The organism is Aporhodopirellula sallentina SM41, assembly GCF_000346505.1.
Classification (GTDB): Bacteria; Planctomycetota; Planctomycetia; order Pirellulales; family Pirellulaceae; genus Rhodopirellula; species Rhodopirellula sallentina.
In genome coordinates this window covers 1-15,598 of record NZ_ANOH01000218.1, presented here as the reverse complement: position 1 = coordinate 15,598, position 15,598 = coordinate 1, and the positions used below count along the sequence as shown (strand labels likewise).

General features: G+C 59.0%; 14 protein-coding genes. 10 read left to right on the top strand and 4 right to left on the bottom strand.

Annotation, left to right across the window (positions count from 1 at the left end; translation table 11 throughout):
- Entirely contained in the window at positions 1-603 is a 603-nt protein-coding gene (locus RSSM_RS14385) for a GrpB family protein (protein ID WP_008679985.1), read from the bottom strand.
- 297 nt (positions 604-900) lie between these two features.
- Here RSSM_RS14385 and purE point away from each other — a divergent pair, with 297 nt between their 5' ends.
- The 3 genes from purE to rph all read left to right on the top strand — a co-directional run bounded on the left by purE (position 901) and on the right by rph (position 3,509).
- Positions 901-1,368, top strand: a complete 468-nt coding sequence (purE, locus tag RSSM_RS14380) for a 5-(carboxyamino)imidazole ribonucleotide mutase (RefSeq protein ID WP_044302583.1) — start codon at positions 901-903, stop codon at positions 1,366-1,368.
- Positions 1,369-1,528: 160 nt separating this feature from the next.
- Positions 1,529-2,689: a 5-(carboxyamino)imidazole ribonucleotide synthase gene (locus RSSM_RS14375; protein ID WP_008679981.1), complete on the top strand. Its 1,161-nt coding sequence runs from the start codon at positions 1,529-1,531 to the stop codon at positions 2,687-2,689.
- A 115-nt stretch (positions 2,690-2,804) separates the two neighbouring features.
- Positions 2,805-3,509, top strand: a complete 705-nt coding sequence (rph, locus tag RSSM_RS14370) for a ribonuclease PH (RefSeq protein ID WP_008679980.1) — start codon at positions 2,805-2,807, stop codon at positions 3,507-3,509.
- Between the two features lie 82 nt (positions 3,510-3,591).
- Here the strand turns inward: rph and ruvB are convergent, their stop codons facing one another.
- Positions 3,592-4,725, bottom strand: a complete 1,134-nt coding sequence (gene ruvB, locus RSSM_RS14365) for a Holliday junction branch migration DNA helicase RuvB (protein WP_390174057.1) — start codon at positions 4,723-4,725, stop codon at positions 3,592-3,594.
- 139 nt (positions 4,726-4,864) lie between these two features.
- Between ruvB and RSSM_RS14360 the strand changes: the two genes are divergently transcribed.
- Together RSSM_RS14360 and RSSM_RS14355 are read left to right on the top strand one after the other, a co-directional pair.
- Positions 4,865-5,515, top strand: a complete 651-nt coding sequence (locus tag RSSM_RS14360) for a sigma-70 family RNA polymerase sigma factor (RefSeq protein ID WP_008679976.1) — start codon at positions 4,865-4,867, stop codon at positions 5,513-5,515.
- The gene (locus RSSM_RS14355) at positions 5,512-6,654 is read left to right on the top strand and encodes an SMC-Scp complex subunit ScpB (protein ID WP_008679974.1); all 1,143 of its coding nucleotides are present in this window, start codon (positions 5,512-5,514) and stop codon (positions 6,652-6,654) included. Before RSSM_RS14360 ends, RSSM_RS14355 begins: the two co-directional genes overlap by 4 nt.
- 352 nt (positions 6,655-7,006) lie before the next feature.
- Here the strand turns inward: RSSM_RS14355 and RSSM_RS14350 are convergent, their stop codons facing one another.
- Entirely contained in the window at positions 7,007-7,591 is a 585-nt protein-coding gene (locus RSSM_RS14350) for a histidine phosphatase family protein (protein WP_008679971.1), read from the bottom strand.
- Positions 7,588-8,286, bottom strand: a complete 699-nt coding sequence (rpe, locus tag RSSM_RS14345) for a ribulose-phosphate 3-epimerase (protein ID WP_044302569.1) — start codon at positions 8,284-8,286, stop codon at positions 7,588-7,590. The genes RSSM_RS14350 and rpe overlap by 4 nt, the downstream gene beginning before the upstream one ends.
- A gap of 625 nt (positions 8,287-8,911) precedes the next feature.
- On the opposite strand from rpe, the gene RSSM_RS14340 reads away from it, so the two are divergent.
- The 5 genes from RSSM_RS14340 to egtB all read left to right on the top strand — a co-directional run bounded on the left by RSSM_RS14340 (position 8,912) and on the right by egtB (position 15,287).
- Positions 8,912-10,684 carry a hypothetical protein gene (locus RSSM_RS14340; protein ID WP_008679965.1) on the top strand — a complete coding sequence of 591 codons (1,773 nt, stop codon included), beginning with the start codon at positions 8,912-8,914 and terminating at the stop codon, positions 10,682-10,684.
- Positions 10,685-10,752: 68 nt separating this feature from the next.
- Entirely contained in the window at positions 10,753-11,664 is a 912-nt protein-coding gene (locus RSSM_RS14335; RefSeq protein WP_008679964.1) for a TIM barrel protein, read from the top strand.
- Between the two features lie 272 nt (positions 11,665-11,936).
- Positions 11,937-12,320, top strand: coding sequence for a group I truncated hemoglobin (locus tag RSSM_RS14330; protein ID WP_044302568.1), 384 nt, complete (start codon positions 11,937-11,939; stop codon positions 12,318-12,320).
- A 554-nt stretch (positions 12,321-12,874) separates the two neighbouring features.
- The gene (gene egtD / locus RSSM_RS14325; protein WP_008679959.1) at positions 12,875-13,972 is read left to right on the top strand and encodes an L-histidine N(alpha)-methyltransferase; all 1,098 of its coding nucleotides are present in this window, start codon (positions 12,875-12,877) and stop codon (positions 13,970-13,972) included.
- Positions 13,962-15,287 (top strand): ergothioneine biosynthesis protein EgtB, encoded by a 1,326-nt coding sequence (egtB, locus tag RSSM_RS14320; RefSeq protein ID WP_008679958.1) that lies wholly within the window; start codon positions 13,962-13,964, stop codon positions 15,285-15,287. The genes egtD and egtB overlap by 11 nt, the downstream gene beginning before the upstream one ends.
- Positions 15,288-15,598: the final 311 nt, after the last annotated feature.

The window sequence follows — 15,598 nt, the reverse complement described above, 5'->3', positions numbered from 1 at the left end:
CTATCGCGGGTCGATTCCTGCGAAAACGGAACTCATCGCCTCGGCATAGGCCTGCGGGTCGCCTTCGCATTGCTGCCACGCGTTGACTTTCGCCTCTTCGAACGCGATCGCCTCTTCCGGGCTCGAACGCAGATAATCACGCAGCCGGGTCGCGAGCAAGAGCAACGGCGAGCCTTGCGTGACCGCATACACGCGGTGAGTGATTTCGCCGTGTCTCGGTTTATGCAGCGAGATTTGCCGTCCGCCTCCGGTCGGAACCCACTCGGGCGAATCGACCGGCAGAAAGTTCAATCCTTCGATCAACGCCGCCGAGTCATCCAGGTCGACCGGATCGGCGACCACGGCGACCGCGTCCACGATCGGTCGGGCAATGATGCCGCTGATCGCGGTAGAACCAATATGTTCGACGGCGACAACGCGGCCTTCGCAGCACTGCAGGATGCTGCTGCGAGTCTGTTCGAATTCCTGACGCCATCTCGGGTCATGATGCATCAAACGAACTCGTCCCGGCTCGTCATCTCGGTCGGAAGGTTCCCCTTGCCAGAACGGTTGCGTCAACCCATCACCTTTGCGTGCTCGATCGAAATGGAAACTGGAAAACATCGAATCTGGAAAACACTGGGCTGATTTCGATCAACGCCCTTCTCGGTTATAACCCCATGGCCCGTACAACCCCATGGCTCGACCCGAGGCGACCGATCCGCCCGAGTTCGCGACACTCGCCGCTGGCTCTCGGCGACAATCGCCTGGTTCGTCCTCCGCCGGGTTCGTCCGCCACAAACTCAGCCCTCGTCCCCGTTTAAGACTCAACCGCTCGTGACTTCGAACGACAACACCTCCGACACCGCTTCCGCCCCTTCGAATCCAACCTCCGACAGCCGTGCCTTGGTCGGCGTGATCATGGGCAGCCGCAATGATTGGGACACCATGTCGGGTGCGTGTGAAATGTTAGAGCAACTGCAAGTGCCTTACGAAAAGTCGGTCGTTTCCGCTCACCGAACGCCGCAGCGGATGTTTGAGTACGCACAATCTGCCCGCAGCCGTGGCCTCCGCGTGATCATCGCGGGAGCCGGAGGCGCGGCCCATTTGCCGGGCATGGTGGCTTCCGAAACGATCCTCCCGGTGATCGGCGTCCCGGTTCAAAGCCGCGCCCTCCAGGGTCTCGACTCGCTGCTGTCGATCGTACAAATGCCGGGCGGGATTCCGGTCGCGACCATGTCGATCGGCAAATCAGGCGCCAAAAATGCAGGCATCTTGGCCGCCCGCATGTTGGCGATGACCGATGACGCGTTGGCATCCCGGGTCGAGGCATTCGTGCAAAAGCAACACGACGACGTGATCGCCGGCGCCGACCTGAGCGACCTCTGAACGACGCCCCGCTGTTCACCGTCATCCCAAACGACACGTCCTGAACTGCACGCCCTGCAGTCTCTGCCCTGCAATCAACGAACCGCTATCCTCGGCAGTTCGTCGGACACCTCGCATGTCTGGCGAATCCGCGCCGCCCCTCGAGAGAAAAACACGCGATATGAATTCGACACACGCCCCGATCCTGCCGGGCTCCACCATCGGGATGGTCGGTGGTGGCCAACTCGGACGTATGTTTGCAATGGCGGCCGCCAAACTCGGTTATCGCGTCGGCGTTTTTTGCGGCAGCAGTGACGAGCCCGCGGCCGACGTCGCCAGCTTTACCGTCTGCGGCCCCCTCGAAGATCACTCAGCGATCGAAGCCTTTGCCGATCGATGCGATGTCATCACGCTCGAGTTCGAAAACATTCCCGCCGAAACCATCGCTGCCTGCGGACGTCACGCACCGACCTATCCTGACGCCTCGGTATTGGCGACCGCGCAGGACCGATTGCTCGAGAAGTCGACGCTGCATGACGCCGGGTTGCCGGTGACTCCGTTCATGCCGGTTCACAATGCCGACGAAGCGTGCAAGGCAGGCGAATCGTTCGGTTGGCCAATCATCGTCAAAACCCAACGCAGTGGTTACGACGGCAAAGGACAACACCGCCTCGAAAATCCAGAACAGGCAGCCAACGTCGACTGGGAAGGAGGCGGTGATTGGATCGCCGAAGCCATGATCGATTTCGAACGTGAGGTTTCCGTCGTGGTCGCGCGCCGCGTCGACGGGCAGTGCCAGACGTTCCCGGTTTTTGAAAACGATCACCAAAATCACATCCTCGACCTCACGACCCTGCCTGCCAATATTTCAACCGAGACCGAAACCAGGGCACGCGAAATCGCGATCGAGGCAACCCGCTGCCTCGACGTTGTCGGCCTCCTCTGTGTGGAAATGTTCGTTCAAAAGCGAAACGGCGAGCAACGCATCTACATCAACGAGGTCGCGCCACGGCCCCACAATTCTGGCCATGTGACCATCGAAGGCTGTCACACGAGCCAGTTCGAACAGCACGTCCGCGCGATCTGTGGGCTACCTCTCGGTGATACTGACCTGGTCGCCCCGGCGGCGGGAATGATCAATCTCCTCGGCGACCTTTGGGGCGAAGACGGGACGCAGCCTGATTGGCCGGCAGCACTCTCGGTTGATGGCGTGTCGCTGCACCTCTATGGCAAACATGCCGCGCGAGTCGGGCGGAAGATGGGACACATGTCGGCGGTCGGCGAGTCACTCGACGATGTCACCGCTCGCCTGCGCAAGGCCCGAAAACTTCTGCAACGCTGAAACTCCTGCGACCCAACCTCGAGAAACACACAATTACCCCTGCCCCCTTTTTCAGAACGAATCCCCATGAGCCACACCGCCACGACCGACGCCCCCAAACGCCCCCACTGACACCATGCGTGAGGTGCAAATCGAGTGCGGATATCTGGAATCGAATCCAGCCAGCATCCTGTACCGCAGCGGCAAGACAATCGTGCTGTGCACCGCCTCGGTCGAAAGCAATGTCCCACCATGGATGGTCGGACGCGGCAAAGGATGGGTGACGGCGGAATACAACATGTTGCCCGGCAGCACGAGCCCGCGAAAACGGCGTGAACGTGGCGGCAAGATCGACGGCCGCACCACTGAAATTCAACGCTTGATCGGCCGCAGCCTCCGAGCGGTCGTCAACCTGGAAGCCCTTGGCGAACGATCCATCACCGTCGACTGCGACGTCCTGCAGGCCGACGGGGGCACCCGCACCGCATCGATCACGGGCGGTTTCATTGCCTTGTCGTTGGCAATCGCCAATCTCGCCGCAAACCCAGATCCTGATCCAGAGGCGAAACCGGTTGTCGTCGCAGACGTGCTTCCGCGCAGCGTTGCCGCGGTCAGCGTCGGTGTCATCGACGATGCGGTCGTGCTCGACCTGGACTACGTGCTCGACTCAGCCGCCGACGTGGACATGAACGTGATCATGACCGGCGACGGCCGATTCATCGAAATCCAAGGCACCGGCGAAGAAGCGACCTTTGACGACGAGCAACTCGCTCAAATGCTTCGCCTGGCCAAAAAAGGAATCGGCGAATTGACCGAATTGCAAAAGAAAGCGATCGGCTGAACCGGCGACAGGGAAGTGCCCTCGATAGGGACAAACATCATTTTCTGACGGGACATTTTCCGCCGGGACGTTTCCCGCCGAATCAGTCCGGCATCGGTCGCTGCATGTGTTCGTAGGCACCCGGCGTTGCCAGTCGACCGCGCCGGGTCCGCACCAACAATTCGCTCCGCAGCAAGAATGGCTCGACCTCGTCCTCGAGCGTGTCACCACTGACGTTCATCGTGTGAGCGATCGCATCGAGCCCGGCGGGCCCGCCCAAGAACACTCGCATCAACGTGTCGAGATAGTTCCGGTCCTGCTTGTCCAGCCCGAGCGAGTCGATGCCAATCATATCCAGCGCCGCGCAGGTGACTTTCTCGCTGACCTTCCCTTTGGCTTTGCTCTGTGCGTAGTCACGAACCCACAGCAGACGGTTGTTCGCCAGGCGTGGTGTGCTGCGCGAGCGGTCGGCGATCACGTTGGCGGACAGTTCGTCGACTTTGATGGCGAGCTTCGCCGCATTTCGGTGAACGATCTCGGCCAACTCGTCTCGCGTGTACCAACCGAGGTGCTCGCGGATTTGAAAACGATCTCGAAGCGGCGCGCTAAGCATACCAGCGCGGGTCGTCGCTCCGATCAGGGTAAACGGTTTGAGTTCCAGGTTCAGAGTGCGTGCGTTGACGCCATCGCCGAGCACCACGTCAATCCGGTAATCTTCCATCGCCGTGTAGAGGTACTCTTCCACCGATTTCGGGACCCGGTGAATTTCGTCGATGAACAGCACCGAACCTTCGGAAACATTGGTCAGGTAAGGCAGCAGATCCTTCGGCGCCCGCAAACCGGCACCGTTAGCCATTTGCACCGATGTGTTCATCTCGGCCGGAATGACCGTGGCAAAGGTCGTCTTGCCGAGCCCTGGAGGGCCGTCAAAGAGGATATGCCCGAGCGGTTCGCCACGGGACTGCGCCGCGTCGATCGCGATTTTCAAACGCTCGATGACGTCGCGTTGGCCGACCATCTCATCCATCCGTCGCGGCCGCAGCTTGCTGTCCGCTTCACCGCGTGAACGCGAACCGTCGCCCGATTCCGCTCCTGGGGCAGCGCCGGGCGGCTTCCCCGGCGGCTGATTCGATGATGCATCGGACTCCGACGGATCCCCTTCGTCGAACGAGTTGCCTCGTCGTTCAGGATCGGATTGCTGGTAGATTGCTTCACGTGCCATCGAGAATTCCGTCAAAATTGTCTGTCACACCAACGCGTTCGAGTTGGTTTACTGTAGCGGTCGAGAACCCATCATTGGTAGTTCAGTTCGACGCTGCGTCGTGTTCTCGCCCGAGAATGCCGCGTAAAATGCCATTATTTCGAGTGCCCCAACCATGTCGGAACCTTCGCCGGCCCCGCAGCCGACGCCGGATAAACACGATCCACCGCTGTCGCCCCCGGTCGACTTGTCCGATCCACAGTGGGCGGCAAAATACGAACCGTACCTCAGGATGCTCGCCCGGTCGCACATGCGAGCGGCCTATCGAGCCAAGATTGGCGCATCCGACATCGTCCAGCAAGCCATGTTGCAGGCGGTCGGTGCGATCGATCAGTTCCGAGGCCACACCGAAGCCGAACTCCGGGCGTGGCTGCGTCAAATCCTCGTCCGGCAGATCTGCCACCTCGACCGAGACCTGCACCGCGACAAACGTGATGTCCGTCGCGAACAGTCGATGGAACAAAAACTCAATCAGTCGTCCATGCGGCTCGAGGGGCTCCTCGCGGCAGACCAAGCCACGCCGAGCCAAGTCGCCATCGTCGGCGAAAACGTAACCGCACTCGCCGCCGCGGTGGAGCAACTCCCCGACGCACAACGCCAAGCGATTGAGCTGCACTACCTCGCCGGACTCAAACTCGCCGAGGTCGCTGAAGCGATGGGCAAAACCAACGGGGCGATCGCCGGCCTGCTGCATCGTGGCATGAAACAACTGCGATCCAATTGGGAATCGTCACAAACCGGTTCTCCACGAGACCCATCATCATGAGCAACGACCCAAACCCCAACAACGAAAACCTCGACGAGGATACCTCCCCAAACAGTGTCAATGAGGAGGCCGACGCCGACACGCCTGCCCCGACGGACTCGGCCAAACCACCGCACGAGCTGACCGAGCCAAACTCAAACGAGGATCGACAATCGCAGGAAGACGACGCCGCACGCGCCCCCCAAGACGATGCCGATGAGGATGGAGATGAGGAAGAGGAACACGATGACGCCGAAGTGGATTTCGAGGACGACGAGGACGCGTTCTCACTCGAAGAACTCGGCGCCGCCTACAAACACATCGTCGCCAAGTCGGACTCCGAGGAAGGTGGCGACGCGATTCAAACAGGCGAGGTCCTGCAGCGCGAACAGCTAATTGCCGCCCAAGCCGTTGACCAAAGTGACGAGCCGTCCGAACCGGACGACGAATCCGAAGACGTCGCCGACGATGCGACTACTACGGAAGAAGAACCCGAAACCGCAGCGACCCCAGAGGCGATCATCGAAGCGGCTTTGTTCGTCGGACATCCCAACGGAAACGGCATCACCGCAGCGCGTTTGGCCTCGATCATGCGTGGCATGACGCCCGAGGAAGTGGTCGAAATCATTGACGCGTTGAATGAATCGTATCGAACCCACCGACAAGGCATTCGGATCGCCCAAGACGACTCGGGGTACCGTCTCGTTGTTGCCCCGGAAGTCGAATCGATTCGGCACGTCTTCACCGGCAAGGTTCGCGAAACCAAGCTCAGCCAAGGCGCCATCGAAGTCCTTTCGCTCGTCGCCTACCAACCGGGCATCACGGCCGCAGAATGCACCGACAAACGCGGACGCGACAGTGGCTCCCTGCTCAATCAAATGGTCCGCCGCCGGCTCGTCGAAATGCGGCGAGAACCAGAGACCCCCGTGCCCGACGACTCCGCAGCAAACGCCCCCGAGGAAAATAAATCAGACGCCGCACCGGGCAATCCTGAGGACGACGAATTCACCTTGGAATCCTCACCCGCACCGCGAAAACCCAAGAAGAAATCGAAACCCAAAATGGTCTCGAGGTTCTATCCCGCAGAGCGATTGCTCGTGCTACTCGGACTCGAATCGCTCGAGGATTTGCCTCAGGTCGAGGAAGTGCACCTCGAGTGAGTTCCCTTTAATCAACCCGGCACACAGAAAGAGTCGACGCACATCGCCTCTTCTTTTCATCGCAGGCCGTTACTGAGCAGATGATTTACTAGCCCGACCGGCACCGGTTTGTCGATTCAATCAAGAGTCAACCTATTTTCGTTTAACCGCAATACCGTTCAATGAAGCACCGGGTTGTGGCGTTTTCGTTTAACCGGTAGCCGTAGGCGACGCTTGACGGAACACGACCTACCCTTTGGGCACGGGTTAAACGAAAATTGAACGGTATTGCCGTTAAACGAATAAATCTACAGCCCGTCGTGCGTCGGGCTAGTAAATCGAAAACCGCTTAACAGCAACGACCGCCACAGGATCAGCAGGCGGCGTCGATCAACTGCCAACTGCCCGCGTCGGTCTCAACCTTCCAGATGCCAGGCATCGCTTCGTGATTCAGGTGCGCCGCAACGAGACTGGCCATCGGATCCGGGATCACAAACGCGATTACTTGGTTACGGCTCTTTCGCAGAATCCGATTGATCGCCTTCATCACGCGGTTGGATGCTTCGTCCATCGATTCGCCACCGGGTGGGCAGATCGTCTCCGGGTTCTCCGCCGCGCTGCGGTAGAGCCTAGGCTGGTTGCGACGAATCTCATCGATCAATTTCCCATGCCACAATCCGTGATCGATGTTGCGGAAACCTTCGATCATCTTCGGCCGCAGGTCGCGTCCCTCGACCAAGACCGCCGCGGTTTCGCCTGCCGATTCGCAGGGTGCATGGTAGATCGCGTTGAGCCGGATACCGGCTAACTCCTCGGCGAGGTTTTCGACCTGTTGCCGGCCACGCTCGCACAGTGGCATGTCGAGCGAACCTTTCATTCGCCCCTGTTCATCAAACGATGTCGCACCTGGACGGATCAGGATCACACGCGACCGTGCGGCTGCTCTCAATGAAATCATCGTGCACCTCCGTTTGCGGACATCATCGCATCGGACAGCTCCGAAACGGCTGCCGTGTAGTCATCGCTCGAAATGATTGCTGATCCGACAACAAACAAATCGCAACCCGCTTCTCGTGCCGGTCCGATGGTTTCGGTATTGATGCCCCCATCGATCTCCAACAGCAAATCGGGATAGCGTGAACGCAATTCTCGAATTCGTTCCAATGCCACGGGATTGAATGACTGCCCGCCGAAACCGGCCTGGACACTCATCACCAACACCATGTCCACGCTGCCCAAACACACATCGAGACTGCTCAGCGGGGTGGCCGGATTGATCGCGACTCCGACACCAACGCCCAGGTCGCGAATTTTGTTCGCCACGTCGACAGGGTCGCTGACGGCTTCGATGTGGAAGGTCAACAGATCGGCCCCCGCTTCGACCATCGGTTTAGCGTACGCCAACGGATCGCTTATCATCAGATGAACGTCCAGTGGCATATCGGTGTGTCGACGCAGGCCTTCGACGATTGGCATCCCGAACGTCAGGTTCGGAACGAAATGGCCGTCCATTACATCGAGGTGCAGAATCTCGGCACCGGCTTGGCGGAGACGGTCGACCTCGGCCATCAAATCGCCGAAGTCGCAGTTCAGCACGCTCGGCAAAATAGCCGGGCCGGCGTTGCGAATCGAATCGAGCTTGGCTCGGTTCATAAGGTCCATTCCAACGAGGATCGAAACCACCGATCGAGAGTGGAAACCACAAAATGCCAATACCTAGAGTCCTGACGTGTAGCCAGGGCCTTGGTGTGGGGAAGCATTTCGTGTTTCTCTCGGTCGGTGAGTGAGAGGCACTTTGCACCAGTGGCAACTGCTGTGCCACGGCACCGAACCACACGCACCTGAACACAAGTAAACCTATGCGCGTTGGCCTGCCTCTCATCAGACACCGGCACGATTGCCGGCCGACGCGACCAAGATTGGGCAGAGACCGGTGCGTTGTCAATCGGCGGATTTTTGTCGCGGCTTCTTCGCCGCCCGATCCGATCAGCGACTGCCCGTAAATTCATGGGTTACCAAGTTACGAAAACACCGATTCGGTAAAAAAAGACGCCGCTAAAATTCTTCTATCTTTCGCGACCCGAAGCCGGGTTGGGACATCGATGGTCCGACCGACGGCATCGCCCCCTCCCCGCCGCAGCCCTACAGAACCTGATTTCATCAGCACATTCACCCTTGGGAGATAACGCTCCACAAGGTATACCTACGAGGAAACAATCACCTACAACAAATCGACGGTCGATTTTCCCCGTCGATTCCCATCGGATTTTCGATCCCCATGCCCGATAATTGGAACATTCTCGCCAGCTTACTGGGTACCCCACGCCCACCAGAGCCGGCCAACACTCCTGAGGACGAGCCTGAAAACGCGTCCCAAACCGCCGAAAACGAAGACAACGACGAAAACTCCGCTGCGGTCGCTGAAAACGAAAACGGTGACACCGACGAGATCGAAGTCAGCGAATCCAGCCGCGACAGCCTGCGGTCATCGCACACGCAACCGATCGATGACGTCGACAGCGAACTGGTCGCCGAAGAACCTGCCGCTGACGAGCCGGAAACCGACGATCCCGATGTCGACGTCCTCGAAGCACTCACGTCCGTCGAACCGCCTCCGAAACTGCCCGGTTTTGGACTCCCGGTCGAAGAAGCCTCCTCATCGCCAGCCGAGCCGGAGAAACCCGGATTCGGTTCGGCCGAAGCGGAGATCAACGAGCGCGAATCAAAACTCAGCGCCGGACGCCGTTCGGGAACCGGTCGCGATTCACGGTCGCGGCGCGATTCGGACGACTCCCGTAGCCCGCAACGCCGGTCGAGTTTTGCCGACGGTCTCGGTGTCGTCTCACCGGATGATGACGACGACGAAGTCCAAGAGGACGATCCACTCGGATTCGTCCAGTTCGATCAAGCCGACGAAGATGACGATTCCGAGGAGGCACCGGCAGCACGCTCCGAATCTGCGAAGGTGGAAACTCGGCGTGAATCCGCCGATGACGAAAGCGACGATGAGTCACCGCAGGTGCCACGTCCGTCGCGGCGTCGCGGTCGCCGTGGACAACGCCAACGGATGACCGAGGCAGATTTGACCGACGACTCGTCCGATGACGAATCGCCGTCCAACCGTAGCCCACGAGCCGAGAAGTCCGACGACGATGACTCGCGTTCGCGTCCACGGGGACGCAGCCGCCGAGGCGGACGGGACGATGATTCCTCCGACGAACGCGGACGTGACGACCGAGGGCGCAGTGGTCGTGGCCGCGGACGCGGTCGCAACCGTGACGCAGACGATGACCTCGGTGACACGATCGTCGCCAAAGATGCACGTGACGACAACGACTCAGATGATTCTGACTCGCAGGACTCTCCACGACGATCACGCCGCGGACGCGGTGGTCGCCGGGGCGACTCACGCCGTGGCGGACGCGACGAATCGAACCAGCCCGCCGCACGCAGCCGCGAATCGGAAACCAGCAACGACGACGATGACGATTCGTTCGCCGCAGAACTCTTTGACGATTTCGACGACAGCGGATCCGATTTCGAATCCGACTCTGACAGTCGGTCCGAATCCAACCGTGAAGAATCCGGTGATGACGGTCCTCGCGCAGGACGCCGTTCACGCCGAGGTGGCCGCCGACGTGGCCGTCGCGGTTCGGGAGGCTCCGATTCGAGCAACTCGGAAAACTCCGGACGCACATCGAAGGACGCTGACGAATTGCCGCGTTCGGCATTCGACGACGACCTCGAAGATGATGAAGAAGTCGAAGTGATCCGCCGGGGCCGCTCAAAAGGCGATTCCCAAAGCCGCTCACGTGATGACGACGGTGGTGGCCGCGAACGCTCACGCCGAGGCGGCCGTGGCCGTGGGCGAGACCGCGACTCGCGTTCGGACTCATCGACGCCCCAGGATTTCCCAACCTGGAACACCATCGTGAACACCATGGTCGACAAAAACCTCAGCAGTCGACGTGGCAGCGGTGGTGGAGGTGGCAACTCCCGTGGTGGCGGACGCGGCAACGCGTCGAACGGCTCTCGAGGTCGACGTCGCTAACGAATGTTGCCTTGATCTAACAACAAACCAACAACGATCCATTATCAATTTGCAAGGAACTCTACGAAGTGTTTAAGAACTTTTGTCCTCAAGCCCTCGGTATCAACGGCCGCCAAAGTGAACTCATCGAATTGGCGCTAACCTATGCCTTCCGCGGCATGGATATCGACATGCACGACATGTTGCGCCGTTCACAACGTTCATCGTTCGAAGAGGCATCGAAGTACCTCAAGGCTACGGACATCCGCATCGGCACCTTCACCTTGGCGTTGGATCTCGATGCCGATGACGACGCCTTCTCGGCGAGCGTTGCAACATTGCACCCGCTCAGCGAGATCGCCCAACAACTGCAAGTCGATCGTGCACTCATTCGCGTCCCCGCAGCAACCGATCGCCTTCCGTTTAACGAGTTCTTCGAAGTCCAACGCGATCGCATCAGCCAAATCGCGGATGTTCTCGGATCACGCGACATCAAACTCGGCGTCGGATTCCGGGCCGGCAAAGAACATACCGAAGGAAAACAATTCCCCTTCATTTCGAAGGTCGAAACGTTCCGCGCATTGGTCGATGCAATTCCAAACGTCGGCTACCTCATCGACACCTGGGACTGGGTTGTTGGCGAAGGCGCCATGGATCAGTTCAGCGAAATCCCGGGCGAGAAAATCGTCGCTGTCCGATTGGGATCGCTGCCTGAAGACGTCGACCCATCGACGGCCACCTCGAACGACCGTGTCCTTCCTGAACTCAACGGCCTGCTCGATCACGTCAAGGTCGTCAAACACCTTCACGACGGCAACTTCGAAGGCCCGATCAGCCCAACCGCATCGACGATGCAGTATAAAGGCCAAACTCGCGAGTTCCTCGTGCAGAAAGCACAAGAAGCCATCGACGCGATCTGCAAAGAAGCCGGCATGACCGTGGCTCCGTTGCCGATGGACCTGATCGAGGACATCCCTTACGAGCCGACACCGATGATCTAGTTGGACGCCGTTCCAACCACCATCCCCCGAATACCTCTTCGGGATTGTTCTGAGAACCTATCCAAAAACTCATCGCCGCTCGGCGTTAGCCTTGGTTGAACAAGACAACCGGAGCGAACACCCGCCGGCGAATCAATTCACCGAGGATTTCGGAAAGGTTCATAGTATGCCGGGAGCTACCTCCCGGCACACTCGAGGAATCGGCGGAAACTCATTGATCACCACGCAACATGCGTGGCACTGTTTGCAGCACTGTTTTGAGAATCAATTCGATGAGCGAATCGGAACCCGACCTTCTCACTCAACTCGGCGGAACCGAGGGGCTGCGCCGAGTCGTTGACGAAATGTACGTCAGAGTCCTCGCCGACAAAGACCTGAACCATTTCTTCGCCGACGTCGAGATGGACAAACTCGTTCGCATGCAGACCGAGTTCATGGCATCTATCACGTCGGGTGATATCGAGTACACAGGCGCCGACCTGACGCGAGTCCACAAAGGCCGCGGGATCACCCGGCAGCACTTCTCTCAATTCGTCGGCCACTTCACCTCGGCCCTGCAATCGCACGGCGTGACCCCGCACGCGATCGATCAAGTGCTCGGCAAACTCGCGATGTACAGCGATAAGATCACCGGTAACGCAAACGTCGACGGCTAACACGGCTAATCGACGCGATTGCAGGAAGCCACTGAGGCCAGCACGCACCTCGGCGGGTCAACGCGCACCGGCGGGTCGCATCACCGACGTTCTTAGCGAGAGCGTTTTCAAGAATGGCGTAGCCGATACCGCCAAACTTCGGTGGCCTGAATTCCAGCGAACTCAACGACGGGACCGGACGCACCACTCCAGTTTTCGCGTAGTGGATCCTGTGAAAGATCCTCATGCAGCAGAATCTATCACGACATCCACTACCGCCGCCACCAAAACCGAACTGCGCCGGAACACTGACTCCACAATCGCGCAGTGGCCTGCTGTGGCCGTGGATCACCGCTAACCAATTCTTCACGCGGCTCGGCAAAACGACGCTTCCGCAGATCTGTTAGATTGACGCAAGTCGACTTAGGCGAGCGCCGCACCAACCCGGGATCATGAATGTTCCGAAAAAACTCCTGTGACCGGAACCGAAACTCAACTGCACACCGCCTCATGCGATAGAGAACGCGACTGAGCAACTTGACCGACTGCAATCCTACTCGCAGCGAATCACCCGGATGCAGCAACCTTGCGACGGGCACATCATTTGCTTCGACATTGCAGGTTGCCGCTTAACGATTGCTGACCTCTTCTTCACCACTCGCCGCAAGAACGCCATGACCTACTTGCCTGTTGACGGAAAACAAAGGCCGACTGTGGCGTCCTCGGAGCAATCTGATCAATCAGCGGCGTCGTTTGAACTCGATGTCCTTAGCGGGCTGTCGCAGTCGCCCAAACGCCTTCACTGCAAACACCTCTACGACCAACGCGGGTCGCAACTGTTCGACCGAATTTGCGAACTCCCCGAGTATTATCCGACCCGCACCGAACTCGCCATTATGGATGAGTACGCCGATCAGATGGCCGAGCAGGTGGGCGAGGATGCCGTCCTGGTCGAACTCGGAAGCGGAAGCAGTCAAAAGACGCGAGTGCTGCTCGACCACCTGCGGGCACCCGCCGCCTACCTTCCCGTCGACATTTCACGTGAGCACCTGCTCGAAACGGCAGACAAACTCCGACGAGAACATCCCGGCCTCCGCATCCACCCGCTCGTCGCCGACTTCACTCAGCCGATTGAAATCCCAGCGTCGTTCGATGACAAAAAACGCTGCGTGTATTTCCCGGGCTCTACGATCGGAAACCTGGAATCCGACGAAGCAATTGAACTGCTGCAGAACATCGCCGGACTCGTCGGTCCCGGCGGCGGGTTGTTGATCGGTTTCGACCTGCAGAAAGAGACCGCTGTCCTGCACGACGCATACAACGACTCGCAAGGGATCACCGCGGCGTTCAACCTCAACCTGCTCCATCGCATCAACCGCGAAGCCGACGCGGACCTCGATGTCGACCAATTCGACCACCACGCTATCTACAACGTGGAAAGAGGTAGGATTGAGATTTCAATCGTCAGCCAATGCGACCAGACCGCGACCATCGCAGGACGAGAATTTGAGTTCGACGAAGGCGAACTGATTCACACCGAATACTCTCACAAGTACACTCGCGATGGCTTCGTCAGCATGGCGGCCGCAGCGGGCTTCAGTGCTCGAAAGATGTGGACCGATCCTCGCGATTGGTTCGCGGTCATGTATCTGGAATCCAACCATGGCAACTGACCTGCAGTCAGAGCAGTCCGCCCTCACCGCGGACCAGGCAACGAGTCCATCGACGGGCACCTCGACAAACCGATCGACCGGCGAACGTTATCAACGCATTCGAGCGATGAGCGTCAATATCGCCGCTCCGCTGACCCCCGAAGACTGCGCGATGCAAACAATGCCGGACGTCAGCCCGACGAGATGGCACCTCGCACACACAACCTGGTTCTTCGAAACGTTTTTGTTAAAAGAACAACCGGGCTTTCGCCCATTTCATTCTGATTTTGAACGGCTCTTCAACTCGTATTACAACTCAGTCGGAGAACCGTTCCCGCGGCACCGTCGCGGACAACTATCGCGTCCTGGATTGGAGGAAACTCTTCAGTACCGGCAACATGTCGATGTGGCTGTTTCTCAACTGATCGATCAGGGCGAACTGAACGAACACCAGCGGTACGTTCTCGAACTCGGCCTTCACCACGAGCAACAACACCAAGAGCTGATGCTCACGGACATCAAACACGTGCTCGCCTCCAACCCTCTGTACCCGATTTACACCAAGAACACCGCCACCAACAACAACACCGAAGCGTCGCTCTCAACCACTCTTCAGTGGTCTGAGACGCCGGAAACGATCGTGGAGATCGGACACAACGGGAAAGGATTTGCGTACGACAACGAAAGCCCACGCCACCGCGAACTGATCCAACCACACGCGATCGCCGACCGGTGCGTCACCAATGGAGAGTATCTCGAGTTCATCAACGCCGGTGGCTACCAACAGCCTGAACACTGGCTCTCGCTAGGATGGACCGCGGTGAACGAGAACGGATGGAAGGCACCTCAGTACTGGGTTCGAGGCGACGAAGATTGGCGACAGTTCACCCTTTCCGGACTACGCCCGCTCGACCTCCACGAACCGGTCTGCCACGTCAGCTACTTCGAAGCCGATGCGTATGCTCGATGGAGCGGCAAACGGTTACCAACCGAGTTCGAATGGGAACACGCAGCAACTGCGAACCCGACCGGCAGCGTGTTTGCCGATCGACTGATGGAATCGGGCCACGTCATCCATCCACGCACCGCCGGCGCGAGCGACTTCACCGGCAACGTTTGGGAGTGGACGGGAAGCCAATACCTTCCATACCCCGGATACCGTCCGGTCTCCGGCGCGTTGGGTGAATACAACGGCAAATTCATGTGTAACCAATTCGTGCTCCGGGGTGGCTCTTGCGCAACCTCATCGGACCACATCCGCCTCAGCTATCGAAACTTCTTCCCACCTGACGCTCGATGGCAATTCAGCGGCTTCCGCCTGGCCGATTCGAGATAGCGTGCTCGCTCGATCGCGAAATGACGCCCCCGACGCTCCGCGATATTCCTGCAGGACACGGTGAACCTCATCGAAACCGCGAGTGTCATTGGAACACTTCGCATGAGCGGCTTTCCGCGGCAACGCTGCCAGCCCCCCGCGCATTAGCGTCATGCCGCCTCCCAAGTCGCTCTCTTCTGCAGCTACACACTCATGGACACCGCCCATCAAATGCTCGATGTCACCGGCACCGCGACCGCGATGTTGCCGGTCGGCGAGTCATTGAGCCCGATCACGGTAATCGGAACACAATCCATCCGTGAATCATTCGG

What these genes read in the sequence shown, in the direction of transcription:
- RSSM_RS14350 (WP_008679971.1), bottom strand. Translation starts at nt 7,591, where the DNA reads ATGATTTCATTGAGAGCAGCCGCACGGTCGCGTGTGATCCTGATCCGT.
- egtB (WP_008679958.1), top strand. Translation starts at nt 13,962, where the DNA reads ATGGCAACTGACCTGCAGTCAGAGCAGTCCGCCCTCACCGCGGACCAG.
- RSSM_RS14330 (WP_044302568.1), top strand. Translation starts at nt 11,937, where the DNA reads ATGAGCGAATCGGAACCCGACCTTCTCACTCAACTCGGCGGAACCGAG.
- rph (WP_008679980.1), top strand. Translation starts at nt 2,805, where the DNA reads ATGCGTGAGGTGCAAATCGAGTGCGGATATCTGGAATCGAATCCAGCC.
- RSSM_RS14375 (WP_008679981.1), top strand. Translation starts at nt 1,529, where the DNA reads ATGAATTCGACACACGCCCCGATCCTGCCGGGCTCCACCATCGGGATG.
- RSSM_RS14340 (WP_008679965.1), top strand. Translation starts at nt 8,912, where the DNA reads ATGCCCGATAATTGGAACATTCTCGCCAGCTTACTGGGTACCCCACGC.
- RSSM_RS14360 (WP_008679976.1), top strand. Translation starts at nt 4,865, where the DNA reads ATGTCGGAACCTTCGCCGGCCCCGCAGCCGACGCCGGATAAACACGAT.
- RSSM_RS14385 (WP_008679985.1), bottom strand. Translation starts at nt 603, where the DNA reads ATGTTTTCCAGTTTCCATTTCGATCGAGCACGCAAAGGTGATGGGTTG.
- purE (WP_044302583.1), top strand. Translation starts at nt 901, where the DNA reads ATGGGCAGCCGCAATGATTGGGACACCATGTCGGGTGCGTGTGAAATG.
- RSSM_RS14355 (WP_008679974.1), top strand. Translation starts at nt 5,512, where the DNA reads ATGAGCAACGACCCAAACCCCAACAACGAAAACCTCGACGAGGATACC.
- rpe (WP_044302569.1), bottom strand. Translation starts at nt 8,286, where the DNA reads ATGAACCGAGCCAAGCTCGATTCGATTCGCAACGCCGGCCCGGCTATT.
- egtD (WP_008679959.1), top strand. Translation starts at nt 12,875, where the DNA reads ATGCAGCAACCTTGCGACGGGCACATCATTTGCTTCGACATTGCAGGT.